13 protein-coding genes and 1 pseudogene are annotated in these 17,770 nt (G+C 72.0%); 6 read left to right on the top strand and 8 right to left on the bottom strand.

From position 1 onward, the window contains the following. Positions 1-130: 130 nt before the first annotated feature. The gene (locus ACFY3N_RS24190) at positions 131-3,400 is read right to left on the bottom strand and encodes a LamG-like jellyroll fold domain-containing protein (protein ID WP_390818792.1); all 3,270 of its coding nucleotides are present in this window, start codon (positions 3,398-3,400) and stop codon (positions 131-133) included. Between the two features lie 430 nt (positions 3,401-3,830). Here ACFY3N_RS24190 and ACFY3N_RS24195 point away from each other — a divergent pair. Beyond that, positions 3,831-4,637 (top strand): annotated as a pseudogene (locus ACFY3N_RS24195) (family 43 glycosylhydrolase); the annotation flags it as partial. 1 nt (position 4,638) lies between these two features. On the opposite strand, the gene ACFY3N_RS24200 reads toward ACFY3N_RS24195, so the two are convergent. Together ACFY3N_RS24200 and ACFY3N_RS24205 are read right to left on the bottom strand one after the other, a co-directional pair. After that, positions 4,639-5,826 carry a GDSL-type esterase/lipase family protein gene (locus ACFY3N_RS24200; RefSeq protein ID WP_390818793.1) on the bottom strand — a complete coding sequence of 396 codons (1,188 nt, stop codon included), beginning with the start codon at positions 5,824-5,826 and terminating at the stop codon, positions 4,639-4,641. 47 nt (positions 5,827-5,873) lie between these two features. Next, positions 5,874-6,446 (bottom strand): TetR/AcrR family transcriptional regulator, encoded by a 573-nt coding sequence (locus tag ACFY3N_RS24205; RefSeq protein WP_390818794.1) that lies wholly within the window; start codon positions 6,444-6,446, stop codon positions 5,874-5,876. A 117-nt stretch (positions 6,447-6,563) separates the two neighbouring features. On the opposite strand from ACFY3N_RS24205, the gene ligA reads away from it, so the two are divergent. Then, entirely contained in the window at positions 6,564-8,636 is a 2,073-nt protein-coding gene (ligA, locus tag ACFY3N_RS24210) for an NAD-dependent DNA ligase LigA (RefSeq protein ID WP_390818795.1), read from the top strand. Positions 8,637-8,661: 25 nt separating this feature from the next. Here the strand turns inward: ligA and ACFY3N_RS24215 are convergent, their stop codons facing one another. Then, positions 8,662-9,105, bottom strand: coding sequence for a nuclear transport factor 2 family protein (locus ACFY3N_RS24215; RefSeq protein WP_390818796.1), 444 nt, complete (start codon positions 9,103-9,105; stop codon positions 8,662-8,664). 175 nt (positions 9,106-9,280) lie between these two features. Next, positions 9,281-10,138, bottom strand: a complete 858-nt coding sequence (locus ACFY3N_RS24220; protein ID WP_390818797.1) for an NAD(P)H-binding protein — start codon at positions 10,136-10,138, stop codon at positions 9,281-9,283. A gap of 125 nt (positions 10,139-10,263) precedes the next feature. Here ACFY3N_RS24220 and ACFY3N_RS24225 point away from each other — a divergent pair, with 125 nt between their 5' ends. Both ACFY3N_RS24225 and ACFY3N_RS24230 read left to right on the top strand, forming a co-directional pair. Continuing rightward, positions 10,264-11,172, top strand: coding sequence for an SMP-30/gluconolactonase/LRE family protein (locus ACFY3N_RS24225; protein WP_390818798.1), 909 nt, complete (start codon positions 10,264-10,266; stop codon positions 11,170-11,172). A gap of 233 nt (positions 11,173-11,405) precedes the next feature. Continuing rightward, positions 11,406-12,056 (top strand): phosphoribosyltransferase, encoded by a 651-nt coding sequence (locus tag ACFY3N_RS24230; protein ID WP_390818799.1) that lies wholly within the window; start codon positions 11,406-11,408, stop codon positions 12,054-12,056. On the opposite strand, the gene ACFY3N_RS24235 is transcribed toward ACFY3N_RS24230, so the two are convergent. Then, positions 12,007-12,963, bottom strand: coding sequence for a LysR family transcriptional regulator (locus ACFY3N_RS24235; RefSeq protein WP_390818800.1), 957 nt, complete (start codon positions 12,961-12,963; stop codon positions 12,007-12,009). The two genes, ACFY3N_RS24230 and ACFY3N_RS24235, sit on opposite strands and share 50 nt — an antisense overlap. A gap of 72 nt (positions 12,964-13,035) precedes the next feature. On the opposite strand from ACFY3N_RS24235, the gene ACFY3N_RS24240 reads away from it, so the two are divergent. Beyond that, the gene (locus ACFY3N_RS24240; protein ID WP_390818801.1) at positions 13,036-13,425 is read left to right on the top strand and encodes a RidA family protein; all 390 of its coding nucleotides are present in this window, start codon (positions 13,036-13,038) and stop codon (positions 13,423-13,425) included. A gap of 24 nt (positions 13,426-13,449) precedes the next feature. On the opposite strand, the gene ACFY3N_RS24245 is transcribed toward ACFY3N_RS24240, so the two are convergent. Next, entirely contained in the window at positions 13,450-14,247 is a 798-nt protein-coding gene (locus tag ACFY3N_RS24245) for a VOC family protein (protein WP_390818802.1), read from the bottom strand. Between the two features lie 148 nt (positions 14,248-14,395). On the opposite strand from ACFY3N_RS24245, the gene ACFY3N_RS24250 reads away from it, so the two are divergent. Next, positions 14,396-14,701: a hypothetical protein gene (locus tag ACFY3N_RS24250; RefSeq protein WP_390818803.1), complete on the top strand. Its 306-nt coding sequence runs from the start codon at positions 14,396-14,398 to the stop codon at positions 14,699-14,701. Here ACFY3N_RS24250 and ACFY3N_RS24255 read toward each other — a convergent pair. After that, positions 14,698-17,709: a family 16 glycoside hydrolase gene (locus tag ACFY3N_RS24255; RefSeq protein WP_390818804.1), complete on the bottom strand. Its 3,012-nt coding sequence runs from the start codon at positions 17,707-17,709 to the stop codon at positions 14,698-14,700. The two genes, ACFY3N_RS24250 and ACFY3N_RS24255, sit on opposite strands and share 4 nt — an antisense overlap. Positions 17,710-17,770: the final 61 nt, after the last annotated feature.

Consider the following 17,770-nt stretch of genomic DNA (forward strand, 5'->3'; position numbering starts at 1 on the left):
TCGCGACCCGCGCGCAGCGCGGCGCCGCGCCGGTGCTGGCGCTCGCCCCCCGGGGGGGGGCGGGGGGGGGCGGGGGGGGGGGGCCGGGCGCCCGCCCCCCCCCCCCCCCACCACCCCGCCGTCGACAGGGCTACGGCTTCTCCCCGTCGCAGAGCGCGCTCACCTCCTCCGCGGTGAGCGCCTTGTCGTAGGCGTGGACCTGGTCCACCGCTCCGTCCCAGAAGTCGGTGTTCTCTCCGTTCCACTGGGCGCGGCCCACGGCGAGGGGGCCGGTGGCGACGTAGGCGGGGCCGGCGGTGGCCGTCGCCACCGGCTTGCCGTCGACGTAGAGCCTGATCCGGTCGGTCGCGTCGTCGCGGACACCGACGAGGTGGTACCAGCGGCCGGTCTCCGGCCGGGTCTCCAGCCGTGCGCGCTGCCCGTCGGGCGTGCTGAAGGCGAACGCGCCCTGGCCGTACTGCAGGTAGAAGGGGCTGGCCTGGCGCCGTCCGTCCTGGCTGACGGCGGTGGCGTAGTTGCCGGGGAGGGAGTCGAGCCTGACCCAGGCGGAGACCGTGTAGCTGCCGGTGGTGTCGAGCACCGGTCCGTCGGTCCGGGCGTACTGTCCCCGGCCGTCGAACTCCAGCGCGCTGCCGCTGACTCCGGTGGTCCAGCCGGTGCCCTCGCTCAGCGTGAGCGGCCTGTTGCCCGGGCCGTCGTCCTTCGCGGTGGTGCCGGTGCCCTCGTCGAGGGCCCAGGACCCGCCGCCCTTCAACTGCTCGCGGTCACCCGCCGCGGCGCCGGCCGCGATGACCTCGCGGTTGATCTCACGCACCCTGGCCGGGTCGACCTTGATCTCCCGGCGGTCGTAGGTGTAGAGGCCGTTGAGTTCGTTCTCCAGGTCGGTGATCTGGGTGTACACCGAGCCGGAGAGTTCGGCGCCGGCCTGGTCGAGGTAGAACTTCTCGGTGTTCTCGACGTACTTGCGGGTCAGTGCCTCCTTGTCGGTGACACCGCTGTAGATCACGGTCGGCGTGCCGGGCCACATGTGGCCCGGGGTGCGCAGCGTGAAGCCGCCGTGCTCACCGTCCATCGCCGCCCGGTGGTCCGGGAAGGGCGCGTCGTCGTTGTTGTAGTCGTGGTGGTCGATGATGTCGCCCTTGCCCGAGTCGCCCTTGGAGTTGCAGCAGTTGACACCACTGTGGGCGTTGACGATCCGGGACGGGTCGGCGGCCTTCACCGACTCGGCGATACGGCCGCTCTCCTCGCGGTTCCACTCGCCCCAGCCCTCGTTGAAGACGATCCAGCCGATGACGGAGGGCGAGCTGTGGTGCTGGCGCATCATCTCGCGGCCCTGGTCGACGAAGGCCCGCTGCCCGGTCTCGTTGGTGATGTTCCCGGAGACGAAGTCCTGCCAGACCAGCAGGCCGAGCCTGTCCGCGTGGTAGAACCAGCGGGGCGACTCCACCTTGATGTGCTTGCGGACGGCGTTGAAGCCGAGCTTCTTGTGCGCCTCGAGGTCGAAGGCGAGGGCGTCGTCGCTGGGCGCGGTGTAGAGGCCGTCGGGCCAGAAGCCCTGGTCGAGGGTGGCGAGGGAGAAGACCGGCTTCTTGTTGAGGACCAGCTTCGGGTAGCCGCCGACCTCTTCGATCCCGATCTCGCGCATGCCGAAGTAGCTGCCGACCCTGTCGGTGGACCTGCCGTCCTCGAGCCTGACGTCGAGGTCGTAGAGGTAGGGGTCGTCCGGGCTCCACAGGTGCTGCCCGGCCACGCGGAGGTCCAGCTCGCTGTTGGCCGGTCCGCCGACCCGGCCGACGACCTTGCCGCGGGCGTCGCGGGCCACGGCCTCGACGCGGGCGTGCTTCGAGGCGCCCTCGGACCGGACGGTCACCGCCAGGGTGCCGGTGTCGATGTCGGGCGTGGTGACGACGTCGTCGATGGAGGTGTCGGCGACGGGCTCCATCCAGACGGTCTGCCAGATGCCGGACGACTGGGTGTAGAAGATGCCGCCGGGGTGGGTGGACTGCTTGCCCGTCGGCTGGTCGGCGCCGCCGGTGTCGGTGACCGCGACGACGATCTCCTGCTTGCCCCGGCCCTTGATCGCGTCGGTGATGTCGGCACTGAAGGCGTTGTAGCCGCCGGTGTGTTCGGCGACCTTCCTGCCGTTGACCCAGACGGTGGCCCGGTAGTCCACGGCGCCGAAGTTGAGCTTCAGCCGGTTGGCGTCGCCGCTCTTGCCGACCTTCCAGCTCTTCGGCACGTCCACGAGCTTGCGGTAGAACATGTGGTCCTCGTGCCGCTCGAGCCCGGAGAGCTGCGACTCGACCGGGAACGGCACGATGATCTTCTCGTCCAGGTCCTTGCCGAAGACCGGCTGCTCACCGGCCTCGGCACCGCTGAACTGCCAGGGCCCGTTGAGGTTCTTCCACCGGGCGCGGACCTGCTGCGGCCGGGGGTACTCCGGCAGCGGGTCGTTCCTGTCGACCTTGTCGCCCCACGGGGTGGTGATGCGGTGGACGGACGTGTTCGTGGCGTAGCGGACGATCCGGGGCACGGTCCTGCCGCCGGCCGTGAGTCCGCCCTCGCCGTCGTAGGTGAACCGGACCTGCTGGTTCTTCTGGATCGGCGCGGAGAGCGTGATCAGAAGGGAGTCGGGGTCGCCGGGGGCGGCCGTCACCGACGTGACCGGCATGGCGGTCGTGTCGGCTTCGATCCTGAGGTGGCCGGCCACCTCGGCGAGGTCGCCCACCCGGTCCTCGAACCGGACGCGCAGCTGCCGGCCGTCCTCGGTGACGGCCGGTTCCACGGGGAAGACCTCGAAGCCGGCGGGCGGGGTGAACGCGGTCGTCGGCACCAGCTGCTTGGCCGTCGTCGGCGTCGACCAGCGCAGGAACATGTTGGCGCCGCCGACGTCCTGGAACATCTCCATACGGAAGTCGTGCTTCTCGCCGGCGGTCAGCTCGACCGGGGCGCTGGTCTGCTCCTTGTCCCAGTCGCCCACCCAGTGGTCGATGACCGGCTCGTCGTCGATGAAGAGCCGGAAACCGTTGTCGCCGACGGCGTGGAAGGTGTATTCACCGGTCTCCGGTGCCTCGATCTGCCCGGTCCAGCGGGCGGTCGTGTGCTCCGTCCGCCCGGTCAGCTCCTCGAAGGTTCCGGTCAGTCCGGAGAAGTTGATCTGCGGCTCCAGCAGGGTGCCGCCGAGTTCGGCGAAGTCCCGGGCGCCCGGTGCCGACATGCTGAAGTACTCGCCCTTCAGGCCGTGCACCACGGCGTCGGCGGCGGTCGAGCCGGCGGACACGTCGGCCATCGGCACGGCGGCCGACGCGGCGGGCGCCAGGGCGCCCATGGACAGGGCCAGGGCGGCCACGGTCAGCAGAGCCCACGATCTGGTTCTCGGGCGGGTGAGTTGTCTTGTCATCGAACCTTTCCTCGCGCAGGGGGCAGGGGACCAGGACGAAACAGGGGTGGCCGTCGGCTCGGCCGACCGTCATTCCAACGTTGGAAATCCGGTGTGCAGCGGAATGACAACACGCCGCCCGGCGACTGTCCAGGTCTCGCGCACAGCTGACGGACCGTCAATACGATTATCGGTACGGCGCGATGACGGGCTCCCGGGCGGCGGCCGGACTCCGCGGCTCTCTTGACACGCCCGCCACCGGTCACCATCCTGTGGGAACGTATTTCATCGATGTAAACCTCGGCGCGGAGGTGACGGGACGCGATGGCCGGACTTCCCGACAAGCCGATGGGGCTCCCTCGCCGGCCGGCCCGCGTCGTCGGCTTCGTGCTGTCCGGCGTCCTCGCCGCCGCGCTGACCCTGGCCTCCGCCGAGCCCGCCCGGGCCGACCGGACCGGTCTGCGCGCCGGAGATCGTGCGGGACGGCGGCCGCTACCACATCTACTTCACGGCCGGGCGCGGCGCGGCCCACCGGATGTACGTGATCAGCTCGACCAGCCCCGACAGCGGCTACTCCGCCGAGACGCGACTGGCCCTGCCCGACGACAAGTGGGCCATCGACGGGACCCTGTTCACCTTCAGCGGTCAGCGTTGGTTCGTCCGGTCCGGCTGGGCCGGGGACACCGACGTCGAGCAGAACCTGTACATCGCCCGGATGAGCAGCCCGACCACGCCGACCGGTGCGCGGTACGTCATCTCGCAGCCCCGGGAGAGCTGGGAGCGGGTGGTCGGCGACCCGTTCGTCGACGAGGGCCCGGAGCCCATCAAGGACCCCAACGGACAGGTGCACATCACGTACTCCGCCAACGGCAGCTGGAGCGACCGGTACTGCCTGGCCGACCTGCGGCTGCGGGCCGGCGGCGACCCGACGTACGTGTGGGACTGGTACGAGTCCAACGGCTGTCCGTTCGGCTCCGACCGGGCCACCATGATGGCCGGCTGGGACCCGACGCTGCACGTCGACGGCCCCGGCCACCACAGCTTCGTGCTGCTCGGCGGTGACATCGGCACCAGCCCGCCCGCCGGGCCGGGGTTCCCGCTGATGTTCCACGCGGTGCCGAAGGGCACGCCGTACGCGTGGGAGAACCGCTACTGGTACACGGGAACGTTCTGCTGGTGGGGCGACACCACCTACCGTCGCGCCAACGTGCCCGGGCCGAACACCGACACCGGCTGGAGCCTGAAGTTCTTCGAGTAGGTCAGCCCCTGCCGTCGGTGAACGGACCGCCGGCCGCGAAGGCGTGGGCGGCGAAGCGTTCGCCGATGCGGCGGTGCGCGGCCGCGTCGGGGTGGAGCCGGTCGGGCAGCGGCAGTTCGGAGTGGTCCGCCTCGCCGTAGAGGTCACGGCCGTCGAGGTGGTGCAGGTTCGGGTCGTCCGCCGCGCGCTGCGTCACGATGCGCCTCAGCTCGTCGCGGATGACGTTGAGCGTCAGCTTGCCCCCGGCCCGTTCCCCGGGGTCGCCCGCGGCGGTGAACAGGAGCCGGCCCTCATCGAGTCGGCTGAAGTCGTAGGCGGTGGGGCCGGGCGTGTCCTCGTGGATGGGGCACAGGATCGGTGAGACGACCAGCAGCGGCGTGGTGGGGTGGCCCTCGCGGACCGTGTCGAGGAAGCCGTGGACGGCGGGCGTGAAGGCGCGCAGCCGCATCAGGTCGGTGTTGACCAGGTTGATGCCGATCTTGACGCTGATCAGGTCGGCGGGCGTGTCGCGCAGGGTGCGCGCGACGAACGGGTCGAGCAGGGCACTGCCGGCGAAGCCCAGGTTGACCAGTTCCACACCGCCCGCGGCCGCGGCGAGCGCGGGCCAGGTCGCGGTGGGGCTCGCGGCGTCGGAGCCGTGACTGATGGAGCTGCCGTGGTGCAGCCATGTCCTGCGGCCGGAGGCGGGTGCGGGCTCGACGGGGGCGTCGGTGCGCAGGGCGACGAGTTCGGTGGTCTCGTTGTGCGGCAGCCAGATCTCGACGGTCTTGTCGCCCTCGGGCAGTCCGGCGAAGCGGAGGGTGGCGACGGGGCCGGTACCGCGTTCGGCGGTTCCGGTGCCCATGTCGATGGTCAGGGTGTTGCCCCCGGTCGCGCTCGCCCGGCCGGCCGGGCGTCCGTCGACCAGCAGGTCGTACAGGCCGTCCGGGCGGGGCGGGGCACCCACGTAGATCCGCTTGGTGGGCAGCGTGTCGAGCTCGACGGTGGTCGCCCGGGTGCGGAAGACCAGTCGTACGCCGGAGCCCTGGGACTCGGCCATGGCGAGCTGTCCGTCCGTGTTCTGGGCGCGGGCCCGGGCGGGCAGGCGGTGGGGCAGGACCCCGTTCGCCGTGGGCTCCAGGTCGAGGGCGCCGCGCACGAGGTCGGCGGTGATCGGTGCGGTGGTCCAGGTGTGCGGGGTGGAGGGCATGGTTTCCGTCCGTGGGTCGGGGCGGCTGGATGGTCCTGGGGCGGCGGTCAGGGCGCGGGCCAGTTGCGCAGGAGGGCGTCGAGCGCGTCGAGGACGCGTGACCAGGTGTCCTGCGTGTCGGGGGCGCTGTGGCTGAAGCCTCCGCCCATCTCGAGGCTGACGTAGCCGTGGAAGACGCTGCCCAGCAGGCGGACCGCGTGGGTCTGGTCCGGCTCCGTCAGGTCGTAGCCGCGCAGGAGGGCACGGGTCATCTGTGCGTGCCGCACCCCCGCGCTGCCCGCGGCCGCCTCCGGATCGAGCCGGAACTGGGCCGCCGCGTAACGTCCGGGATGCTCCCGCGCGTAGTCGCGGTAGACGTTCGCCAGCGCGGTCAGGGCGTCCTTGCCGGCCCGTCCGGCCAGGGCGTCGGCGGCCCGGTCGGCGAGTTCCTCCAGGGCGAGCAGCGCGATCCGCGTCTTGAGGTCCTGGGAGTTCTTCACATGGGAGTACAGGCTCGCCACCTTGACGTCGAAGCGCCGGGCGAGCTCCGAGACGGTCACCCGGTCGAAGCCGACCTCGTCGGCGAGCTCGGCTCCCGCACGGGTCAGGCGTTCGACGGTCAGTCCTACGCGTGCTGCCATAACCATCCTCGCAATCAACTGAAGTGATTGTGCACTTCCCTAATACTTTTAGGCAAGCGTGCCGCACGTGATCACCGGCGGGCCCCGTTGTCAGTGGTGGGCGGCAGGATGCGACGCATGACAACACCTGCAGCAGTGATCGTGGATGCCGCCGCCTACGCGCAGGCGGTCGAGGACTCCGTGCGGGCGGCCGCCGCCTATTACGGGGGCGGTACCTCGCCGCTGGACGACGACGCGTACGACCGGCTGGTGCGCGGGATCGCCGACTGGGAGGCGGAGCATCCCGACGGGATACTCCCCGACTCCCCCACCGGCAAGGTCGCCGGTGGCGCGGTGGAGGGCGACGTGCCGCACACGGTGCCGATGCTCAGCCTCGACAACGTGTTCTCCGCCGAGGAGTTCACCGCCTGGACGGCCTCCCTGTCCCGCCGTACCGGACGTGAGGCGACACGCTTCAGTGTGGGTCCGAAGCTGGACGGGCTCGCGATCGCCGCCCGGTACAGCGACGGCCGCCTCACCCGGTTGATCACCCGCGGGGACGGGACGGCCGGGGAGGACGTCTCGCACGCGATCGGCACCATCGAGGGGCTGCCCGAGAAGCTGGACGAACCGGTCACCGTCGAGGTGCGCGGGGAAGTCCTCATGACGGCGGCCCAGTTCGAGCACGCCAACGAGGTGCGCACCGGTCACGGCGGGCAGCCGTTCGCCAACCCGCGCAACGCGGCGGCGGGCACCCTGCGGGCGAAGGAGCGGCTCTACACGGTGCCGATGACGTTCTTCGGCTACGGACTGCTGCCGCTGCCCGGCACCGACTCCGCCCTCGCCGGGAAACTGAACGAGCTCGCGCACAGCGAGCTGATGGCGCTGGCCGCCGGCCTCGGCGTGCACACCAGTGCCCGGACCGCCGTCCCGGACGTCGTCGCCGAGACCGCCGAGGAGGTCCTGGACCGGGTGAAGGAGATCGCCGCGGTCCGCGCCGAGCTGCCGTTCGGCATCGACGGGATCGTCGTCAAGGCCGACCTCGCCGAGGACCGGCGGGCCGCGGGGTCCGGCTCCCGCGCGCCGCGATGGGCGATCGCCTACAAGCTGCCGGCCGTGGAGAAGATCACCCGGCTGCTGGAGGTGGAGTGGAACGTCGGCCGCACCGGCATCATCGCGCCGCGCGGCGTGCTCGAACCGGTCGTCATCGACGGCTCCACCATCACCTACGCCACCCTGCACAACCCGGCCGACATCACCCGCCGCGACCTGCGCCTGGGCGACCACGTCATGGTGCACCGCGCCGGCGACGTCATCCCCCGCATCGAGGCGCCGGTGGCCCATCTGCGGACCGGTGAGGAACGGCCCGTCGAGTTCCCGGCGCAGTGCCCGCGCTGCGGTTCGGACATCGACACCCGTGAGGAGCGCTGGCGGTGCGCGCAGGGCCGCAACTGCCACCTCGTCGCGTCCCTCGCCTACGCCGCGGGCCGCGACCAGCTCGACATCGAGGGTCTGGGCGCCACCCGCGTGGTGCAGCTCGTCGACGCCGGACTGGTCGCCGATCTCGCCGATCTGTTCACCCTGCGGCGCGAGCAGTTGCTCGCCCTGGAGCGGATGGGCGGGACCAGCACCGACAATCTGCTCGCCGCGCTCGCCAGGGCCAAGGAGCAGCCGCTGTCACGGGTGCTGTGCGCGCTGGGCGTGCGGGGCACGGGGAGGTCCATGTCGCGGCGCATCGCCCGCCACTTCGCCACCATGGACCACATCCGCGCGGCGGACGCCGACGCGATGCAGCGGGTCGAGGGCATCGGAGCGGAGAAGGCCCCCTCGATCGTCGCGGAGCTGGCCGAACTCGCGCCGCTCATCGACAAGCTCGCCGCCGCCGGCGTCAACATGACGGAACCCGGCGCCACTCCGCCACCGCCCGCGGGCGCCGAGGCCGACGCCCCCGCGGAGGGCGGCCCGCTGGCCGGGATGACGGTGGTGGTCACCGGCGCGATGACCGGGAAGCTGGAGAAGCTCTCCCGCAACGAGATGAACGAACTCGTCGAACGGGCCGGCGGCCGCTCCTCCTCCGGCGTCTCGAAGAAGACCGCCCTCGTGGTCGCGGGCGAGGGCGCCGGTGCCAAGCGCGTGAAGGCCGAACAGCTCGGCGTCCGCCTCGCCACCCCGGAGGAGTTCGCCGCCATGGTCGCCGAACTCCTCGGCTGAGCCGGGGCCGGCCCGCGCCCGGCCGTCAGGGCGCAGCGCACGCCTCGGCGATGGACAGGCTGTTCTCGTAGAGGTGGTGCCGGGTGATCCGGCCGCCCTCCACGGTGAGGCGCAGGGCGAACGGGCCCTGGAAGGACCGCCCCGTCGCCCGTACCGTCCCCGACAGGTGCCCCATCAGGACCGCGTCCTTCCCGTCGACGAGGAAGGTGTCGACGGAGGCCCGCGCGTCCTCGGGCACCGTGTGCTGCGCCAGCTCCGTCAGCTGGGCCGCGCATTCGGCGGCGGTGGAACGCGGGCGGATCCACGGGACGGCGGGGTTGTCGGCGAGCAGCCAGTCGACCTCGTCGGCGAAGACCGCGGCGAGCCGTCCGACGTCCCCGGCCGACCGGGCGGCGAGGAACTCCCCCACGACGGCCCGGGTGGCCTCGGCGTCGGAGTGCGCGGTGGTGACGGCGGAAGGGGTGGACATGACGTTCTCCTCGCGGCTGCGGCCGGGTCCCGGCGCGTGGTCTTCGTGGACGGACCCGATCCTGCCGGAGGAGGGAGGAGCCGGTCGATTACCTCGGACGTCATGCCCGGGCCGGGGCGGGGCACGGTCGCCGCCGGCGGGGCGGCTTCGTCCGTACCCGGCCCGTGCGGCGGGGTCACGCGGTGCCCGGGGTGCCCGTCGCCGTGAACGCGTCCGCGTGCTCCGTGGCCCACCGGGTGAAGGTGCGGGCCGGACGCCCGGTGACCTTCTCCACGGTGCCGACGACCGTGCGCCCCGCCTCCGGGGTGTTCCCGTACGCCTCGAGCAGGAAGCCGATCACCTCCTCGGAGTGTCCCGCCGCCCGCCACCGCGCGACCGCCTGCCCCTCGGTCAGCTCGACCAGGGCGATGTCCCGGCCGCGGGCGGCGGCGATCGCCGCCACCTTGTCGCCGACGGTCAGCAGCTCGGGGCCCGTGATCACGTACTCCTGGCCGGCGTGGCCCTCCTCGGTCAGCGCGACCGCGGCGACGGCGCCGATGTCGCCCTCGTGGACCATGGCGCTGAGCCGGGAGACGAACGGCTCGCGGACCTCGTCCGACGCGACGACCCCGTCGGCCCACTCCAGGGCGTTGGCCATGAACTCGACCGGCATCAGCACCGTCCAGTCCACGCCGTCGTCGGCCCGCACCGCGTCCTCCAGCGCGGACGGCCCGCCGCCGTGCAGCACGGTGACCCGGCGCACGCCGGCCGCGCGCGCCGACTCGAGGATCCGCGGGCCGGTCTCCAGCGGGGCGAGGCAGGGCCCGCCGAAGGTGATCAGATGCAGTCCGGTGACGCCTTCCAGGGCCGGGATCAGGCTGTCGGGTGCGGTCAGGTCCCCCTGGACGACCTCGACGCCGGCCGGGAATCGGGCCGCGGACGGGTTCCGGGTGAGCGCGCGGACCGCGTGGCCGCGGGCGAGGAGTTCGGCGACGACCTGACGGCCGACGGTTCCGGTGGCACCGGTGACGAGGATCTTCCGGGTCTGTGTCATGGGGCGACCGTACGAACCCTCGCGGTCGGATTCTGTCCGCCTGCCCGCAGGACGGGCGGGTTCGTCCGGAGTCCCCGCCCGACGGCCGATAATCGAGATCCGATCACTCTCTGCGAGGGGACGCCATGCCCGCCAACGGCCCGTACGAGATCCTGGACGACCGCTTCCGCACCGGACGCTGCGTGAACGGCGACAGCAGACTCGAGGTCCTGTACGACGGCTGCCGCTGGGCCGAGGGCCCGCTGTATCTGCCCGCCTGGCGCCAGCTGGTCTGGAGCGACATCCCGAACGACCGCATCCTGCGCTGGGACGAGGCCACCGGCGCGGTCGGCGTCTTCCGCACCCCGGCCGGTCACAGCAACGGCAACACCGTCGACCGGCAGGGCCGCCTGGTCACCTGCGAACAGGGCAACCGCCGGGTGACCCGCACCGAACCGGACGGGACCGTGACCGTCCTCGCCGACCGGTACGCCGGCAAGCGGCTCAACAGCCCGAACGACTCCGTCGTGCGCTCCGACGGCACGATCTGGTTCTCCGACCCGGACTTCGGCATCACCAGCGACTACGAGGGCCATCGCGCCGAGTCCGAGATCGGCGCGTGCAACGTGTACCGGATCGACCCGCTGTCGGGGCACGTCCACCTCGCCGCGGACGGGTTCGAGGGGCCCAACGGGGTCGTCCTCTCCCCCGACGAGAGCCGGCTGTACGTCTCCGACTCGCGGGCCGCCCGGATCCACGTGTACGGCATCCGCGAGGACGGCACCCTGTCCGACGGCGAGGTCTTCGCCGAGGGCCGGGACGACGTCCACTTCGACAACATCCGCTTCGACGACGAGGGCCGCCTGTGGGCCGCCGCCCTCGACGACGGCGTGCACTGCTACGACCCCGACGGCACCCTCATCGGGAGGCTGCGGGTGCCCGAGCCCGTCTCCAACATCGCCTTCGGCGGACCGAGGAACAACCGCCTGTTCATCACCGCCACCACCACCCTGTACTCCCTGGTGATGTCGGTGACCGGGGCTCCGCGCCTCTGAACGGGCCGCGCGAGGTCTCCGGCCACCGGGGTCCGCGCCCTTCGTCCGAAACGCCTGTTCCCGACCACGCTCCCCGTCCCGCCGGGTTCCGTGCGTCGCCTTCACGCCGTCGGCCGGGCGGGGAGAAGCGCCGTCGGCTCACCGGCCCGCCCTCTCCCCGCCGTGACATCCGCGGGTGAGTGGCGGGGCGATGACGGTTACCCGGCTCGGGTGGCCGAGGAAGGGAGCGAGCCGTGCGATTCCGAAGCCGTGCGCATGCCGGACAGGAGCTGGCCGTCAGGATGCTGGAGTGGGCGAGCAGCGGTGATCTCGCGAACGTGACCGTGCTGGCGCTGCCGCGCGGTGGTGTCCCGGTCGGGGCGGAGATCGCCCGGGCGATGCAGGTGCCCCTGGACGTCCTCGTGGTCCGTAAAATCGGGGCTCCCGGGTCCCCCGGGGTGGATGTCGGGGCGATCGCCGGGGACGACCCCCCGGTGTTCGACCGTACGGGGCTCAGGGCCCTGGACCTCTCGGAGGACAGGCTCGGCGCCGAGGTGGCCCGGGCACGGGTCGAGCTGCACCGGCGGGAGTGGGTCTACCGCGGCGGGCGGCCCGCCCCGGACATCGGCGGTCACAGCATCGTGGTCGTGGACGACGGGCTGGTCACGGGGATCACCGCCCGCGCGGCGCTGCGGCACCTCGGGCGCGGCGGTCCGCTGCGTCTGACGCTGGCCGTGCCGGTGTGCGGTCACGGGACCGCCGCGGCGCTGCGGGACGAGGCCGATGACGTGGTCTCCCTGTACCAGCCGCAGCGGCTGCGGTCCGTCGGCGAGTGGTACGACGATTTCCGCCCGGTCACCGACCAGGAGGTACTGGACGCCCTGCGGGAACTGCACCCGGCTTAGGCACCTCCCGGCCGACGGTCGCCAGCAGGTTCGCGACCAGTGGGTTCGGGTCGTTCCTCCGCCAGGCGACGGCGACACGGGTGCGGGCGGTGCCGGGTGCGACGGCGCGGAAGGCGACGCCCTTGAGGCGGATGCGCCGGATGCTCGCCGGGGCCAGGGAGACGCCGAGACCGGTTTCGACCAGGGCGCACACGGTCTGCCATTCCACCGCGTGCTGGGCGATCCGGGGCGTGAAGCCGGCCTCGGCGCACAGAGCGGTGATCCGGTCGTGGAGCAGCGGGCCGGCTTCGCGGGGCAGGAGCACGAACGGCGAGTCCGCCAGCCGGGCGAGTTCCACCGTCCGTCGGGCGGCGAGCGGGTGCGCCGCCGGCAGGACGGCGACGAACGGCTCGGTCAGGACGGTCCGCAGGCCGATCTCCGGCTCCCCGGTGGGGGGTTCGCGCAGCAGGCCGATGTCGATGGTCCTCCCGTGCAGGGCGGCGATCTGGGGCGCGGTGGTCATCTCGTGGATGTCCAGGTGCACGTCGGGGAACCGCTGCCGGAAGGCGCGCAGCAGTCCGGGCAGGACGGTCAGCGCGAGGGAGGCGGCGAAGCCGATCCGCAGACGGCCGGTCCGGCCGCTTCCGGCGGCGCGGGCGGCGGACAGGCCGTCCGTGAGGCCGGTCAGGGCCCGTCGTACGGCCGGAAGCAGTTCGCGGCCGGCCGGGGTGAGGGTGACGCTCCCCGGTTCCCGGTGGAACAACGGATGCCCGACCTTCTCCTCCAGGCGGCGGATCTGCTGGCTCAGCGGCGGCTGGGCGATGCCCAGCCGGGTGGCCGCGCGGCCGAAGTGCAGTTCCTCGGCGAGTACGGCGAAGGCGTGCAGTTGCGGCAGCGGGAGCTCGGGGCGGGCCTCGGGACGCGTCATACGTCCAGAGATATCAGGTGATGCCTCTCACGGTATTAGACGTATCAGTGCTGGTCACCTAGCGTCCCGCGTATGACAGAGCGACGCGCGATCCTCAGCGGCTCGACGTTCGAGGAGCAGATCGGTTACGCCCGCGCCGTGGTGCACGGCGACTGGGTGCACGTGTCCGGCACGACCGGCTTCGACTACACCACCATGACGATCTCCGACGACGTGGTGGAGCAGGCCGAGCAGTGTCTGCGCACCATCGGGGCCGCGCTGGCCGAGGCGGGGTGCACCTTCGCCGATGTGGTGCGGGTGCGCTATCTGCTGCCCGACCGGGCCGACTTCGAGCCCTGCTGGCCGGTCCTGCGCCGCTGTTTCGGCGAGGTCCGGCCGGCCGCCACCATGCTGGTGTGCGGCCTCGCCGATCCCCGGATGAAGATCGAGATCGAGGTGTACGCGCAGCGGCCGGCCCGGTGACGGCGGGGCCGGCCGTCCCGGCCCTCAGCTCCCGGCCGGGGTGAGCACCACGAAGTCCGCGTCGAAGGGGTCGAGGCAGACGGCCATGCGGCCGACGCCCTCCGCGTCCACCGGCCCCGTCTGCACGCGCCCGCCGTTCCCGGTGACCTCGGCCACCGCCGCGTCGCAGTCGGTGACGTGGAAGACCGGATGCCAGTACGGCCGTCCGTTCGCCAGGGCGAGGTCCTCCTTGCGGACCTCCATCAGGCCGCCGTGCATCCGCTCCTCGGGCAGCCCGGCCGGGGTGATCAGGGTGTACGTGCCCCCGCCGCCCGGCATCTCCGTGTCGCCGAACCGCCAGCCGAGGACACCGCCGTAGAACTCCTTCGCGGCCGCCGCGTCGCTCGTGTACAGCTCGGTCCAGAACAGCGAGCCCGGCTCGTCCACCAGGTCGACGCCCTTGCTCTCCCCCGGCTGCCAGACGGCGAACTGGCCGCCCAGCGGGTCGCTGTACTGCGCCATCCGGCCCCATTGCTCGAGGTCCGTCGGCGGCACCCGCACGGTGCCGCCGGCCTGCTCCACCGCCCGGGTCGTGGCGTCCGCGTCGGCGACGGTGTAGTAGATCATCCAGGCCGGACGCGCGCCCTCCTCGGTGAGCTTGCCGAGCCCGGCGACCATCCTGCCGTCCTTGCGGAACATCCCGCCTTCCACGTCCTCCCCGTCGCCCATGGGCTCGTAGTCCCAGCCGAGGACCGCGCCGTAGAAGGCGGCGGCGGCCCGGACGTCGGGGGCGCCGAGGTCGAGCATGCAGGGCGAGCCGGGGGCGAAGTCAGTGGTGATCACCGCGGTGTCCTTTCGCTGGTTCCCTTTGGCCTCAGCCTGCCACCGGGCACCGGCACCCGCCCTCCGGATTCGCCGTCCGGGCGTTGCGGGCCGGCTGCTCCCCGTTCGCCGCCCCACGCTTCGTGAACGGCAGCACGAGCCGCGAGGGGTGGGCCTGAACGGCGGCCGGGCCGCGGCGGCCCGTGAGATCGCCTCCGCCGGCGGCCCGATCGCCGTGAACAGCCTGCCGCCCGGCACCCCGGGCTCGGCGGCGCACGGCGTCGCCCCGGAGGCCCTGGGCAGCGGCTTCGGCACCGCGTACCTGGTGTGCGGTGCGGCGGCCGCCGTCGCCGCCGCCCTGACCGCGTTCGGCATGACGGGTCTGCGCGGCCCGGGCACGGCCGAGGACGAGGAGCCCGGCGCCCTGCCCTCCGCTGCGGACGGCACGACGCCGGACCCGGTGCCCGCGCGCTAACCGAGCGGTTCGATACGGATGTTGCGGTAGCGCACCGCGTTCCCGTGGTCCTGCAGCCGGATCGCCCCGGCCGCGGGACCTTCGGGCGCCCCGCCTCCGGTCGGACCGTCGATCGCGACGTCGTCGTGGATCCTCTTGCCGTTCCACACCACGGTGACCCGCGCGTCGGCCGTCTTGTTGCCCTCGGCGTCGTGGCGTGCCGCGCGGAAGACGATGTCGTACGACTGCCAGGTCTCGGGTGCCCTGGCGGCATTCACATCAGGGGCCTTCTTCAGGTAGATCGCTCCCGCTTCGTTGGTGTCGAGTGTGGTGTCGCCGTAGGAGTCCAGGATCTGGAGCTCATAGCGGTCCTGGAGGTAGACGCCGCTGTTGGCGCGGTCCTGGCCCGTCACGTCCGGGGGCAGCTTCGGCAGCCGGTACTCCACGTGCAGCTTGAAGTCGTCGTAGCTGTTCTTGGTGCGGATGTCCCCGCAGCAGACCTCCGTCGCGCCGTCGGTGACGGGCCACTGCACCGGGCGCCCGTCGGTGTGCTGCCACCGGTCGAGTCCGTCGCCGTCGAACAGGTCGACCGGTCTGCCGTGCCGGTCGACGGTGAGGAGGTCGAGGTTGACGTGGCCGGTGTCGCCCTCGTCGTACCGGTAGGCGACGGTGTTGTGCCCGGCGCGCAGGCGCAGGGCCTCGGTCTGCGTCGACCAGGTGTCCCAGTCGCCGGTGCTGCGGAACTCGGTCTGCTTCACCTTCCGGCCGTTGACGTACAGGGAGAGGGACTTGGTGCCCTGGAAGGGGTTCGGGCCGTTGGAGTAGCGCAGCCCCAGGTCGTACGTTCCGCTGCGGTCCACCTCGACGTCGAAGGTCGTGGTGACGCCCGGGGTGCCGTACCGGTCGACGAATCCGCTGCCGGAGTAGCCCCGGTGGTCCGTGTTGATGCCGGCCGCGCCGGTGAGGGCCGCCTCCTCGGCCTCGTACAGCGGACCCGGTGCGGGCTGCCGGCCCGGCATGGCGTTGAGGGTGTACCAGGCCTCCGTGCTCCACAGGGTCTCGCCCGACGCCGAGCCGAACGGGCGCGGGGAGCGCAGGTGCACGACGCGGCCCTCCTTGAGTCCCTCGACGGCCAGGGTCACCTTCCTGCGGTCGCCCGACAGCTTCGCCGAGGTCACCTCCAGGGTCTCCTCGGCGATCTTGGGGCCGCCGTAGTCACGGGTCGGGGTGTAGCGCCACTGCTCGGCCTCGTAGTGGCTGACAAGGTTGTCAGCGGTCTCCTGCGACAGGGGCTGGGTGTACTCCAGCTCGAAGCCGCCCTTCTTGACCCGCATGGCCTGGATGTCGAAGGTGTTGCCGCCGTTCGGCGTCAGCTTCTGGAGGCCGTACCTGAGCTTGCCCTCCTGGCCCCAGTTGCCGTCCGCCCCCAGACCGCCCGCGTAGATCGCGCCGTCGGGACCCATGGTGATCCGGTTGACGCCGGCTTCGAGGCCCTGGGTGAAGCGGAAGACCGCGCCCTGGTACTGGCCCTCGACCTTCTCCAGGTAGGCGCGCTGGAGACCGCCGTAGGTGACGTCACCGATCAGCATCTGCCCCTTGAACCTGCCCTTGGTCAGGTGGAGCGGCGTGCTGGGCGAGTTGGCGATCTCGTTCTGCGGGAGCCAGAGCACCGGCTGGGTCACCGGCTCGGAGTCGAAGGGGCCCGCGGGATTGGTGTAGTGGTTGAAGAAGCGGTCCTGCTTGATGTGGACCAGCTTCGACGAGGGCAGCCAGCCGCCCTGGTTGTCGGTGGCGAAGATGTCGCCGCCGGGGCCCCAGCCGATGCCGTTCGGGGTGCGCAGGCCCCCGGCGAGGTAACTGACCTCACCGGTCTTCCTGTTGACCTTGACGGTCGTGCCGCGGCCGGGTGCGGGCTGCGGATCCGTGGTGGCGCCGCCGTAGTTGATGGCGACGGAGAGGTTCAGATAGAAGTAGCCCTTGCGGTACAGCAGTCCGAAGGCGAACTCGTGGAAGTTGCCGCCGTGGGGCCAGGTGGCGATCGTCTTGAACTCGTCCATGACGCCGTCGCCGTCGCTGTCGCCCAGCTCCGTCAGTTCGTGCTTCTGGGAGACGAAGACGGTGCCGTCGACGACCTTTAGGCCCATCGGCTCCTTGAGGCCCTCGGCGATCCTCGTGGCCCTCACCTTGTCCGGGCCGGTGGTGCCGGTGACCTCGTCCATGACGTAGACCTCGCCGGCCGTGTTGTCGGTGCCGCCCCAGGTGCTCACCACCAGACGGCCGTCGGGCAGCCAGTCCATGCCGGTGACCTGCGGCTCGAAGCCCTCGGGGCGCAGGTCGGTCAGGGTGTGGTCGGGGCGTACCGAGTTGAGCGGGAGGCCGTCGCCCGGCGAGTCCCTGACGCCCTCGCACTCCTTGCGGCCCGGGGCGGTGACCCGGACCACGCCGGCGTCGGTGCTCAGCGCCGTGTTCGGCACGGTCGCGAAGCCGTCGGCGCCCGGCGGCCGCCAGGCGAGGGTGAGCTGCTCCCCGCCGCCGCGCTCGAAGTGGTCGATGCGCAACGCGTGCATGCCCTCGGTGAGCTGGACGGTGCCGTCCTTGGGCTCGGCGCCGTGCAGCCCGTCGTGGTCGATGACCGGTTGGTCGTCGATCAGCAGCCGTGAGCCGTCGTCGCTGGTCAGCCGGAAGGTGTACGAACCGTCGGCCGGTACATGGATGTTGCCGGTGACCTGGGTGACGAAGTTGTCGGCGAACCCGCCGAAGTCGCCGGTCGTGCTCCAGTCGACGGTCGGCATCAGCTTGTCGACGTTGGGGGTCTGTCCGGGCTTGAGCGTGCAGATCCTCTCGAGCGGGACCTGGACGTCGAAGACGCGCAGGGTGACGCCGGGCTCCTGCGGCGGCACGTCGGCCCGCGGTGCGGAGCCCGGCCGGGCCGATGCCAGGGGGGCGCCCCAGAGCCCGCCCGCGACGAACGCGCCGACGAGCAGTCCTGTCAGGGATCTTCGGGCGTGCCGGTACAGCCGTGCGTCCATGCTTCCTCCTGCTGGGTCGACCGGAGGGCCGGATGACTCCGGTACCGAATGGGCGAAACGC

Source organism: Streptomyces sp. NPDC000348 (assembly GCF_042898795.1).
Lineage (GTDB): Bacteria > Actinomycetota > Actinomycetes > Streptomycetales > Streptomycetaceae > Streptomyces.

Bases quoted from the DNA above. Each gene is read 5' to 3' on its own strand.
- ACFY3N_RS24205 (WP_390818794.1), bottom strand. From the start codon at position 6,446: ATGGCAGCACGCGTAGGACTGACCGTCGAACGCCTGACCCGTGCGGGA.
- ACFY3N_RS24225 (WP_390818798.1), top strand. From the start codon at position 10,264: ATGCCCGCCAACGGCCCGTACGAGATCCTGGACGACCGCTTCCGCACC.
- ligA (WP_390818795.1), top strand. From the start codon at position 6,564: ATGACAACACCTGCAGCAGTGATCGTGGATGCCGCCGCCTACGCGCAG.
- ACFY3N_RS24255 (WP_390818804.1), bottom strand. From the start codon at position 17,709: ATGGACGCACGGCTGTACCGGCACGCCCGAAGATCCCTGACAGGACTG.
- ACFY3N_RS24200 (WP_390818793.1), bottom strand. From the start codon at position 5,826: ATGCCCTCCACCCCGCACACCTGGACCACCGCACCGATCACCGCCGAC.
- ACFY3N_RS24215 (WP_390818796.1), bottom strand. From the start codon at position 9,105: ATGTCCACCCCTTCCGCCGTCACCACCGCGCACTCCGACGCCGAGGCC.
- ACFY3N_RS24240 (WP_390818801.1), top strand. From the start codon at position 13,036: ATGACAGAGCGACGCGCGATCCTCAGCGGCTCGACGTTCGAGGAGCAG.
- ACFY3N_RS24190 (WP_390818792.1), bottom strand. From the start codon at position 3,400: ATGACAAGACAACTCACCCGCCCGAGAACCAGATCGTGGGCTCTGCTG.
- ACFY3N_RS24220 (WP_390818797.1), bottom strand. From the start codon at position 10,138: ATGACACAGACCCGGAAGATCCTCGTCACCGGTGCCACCGGAACCGTC.
- ACFY3N_RS24235 (WP_390818800.1), bottom strand. From the start codon at position 12,963: ATGACGCGTCCCGAGGCCCGCCCCGAGCTCCCGCTGCCGCAACTGCAC.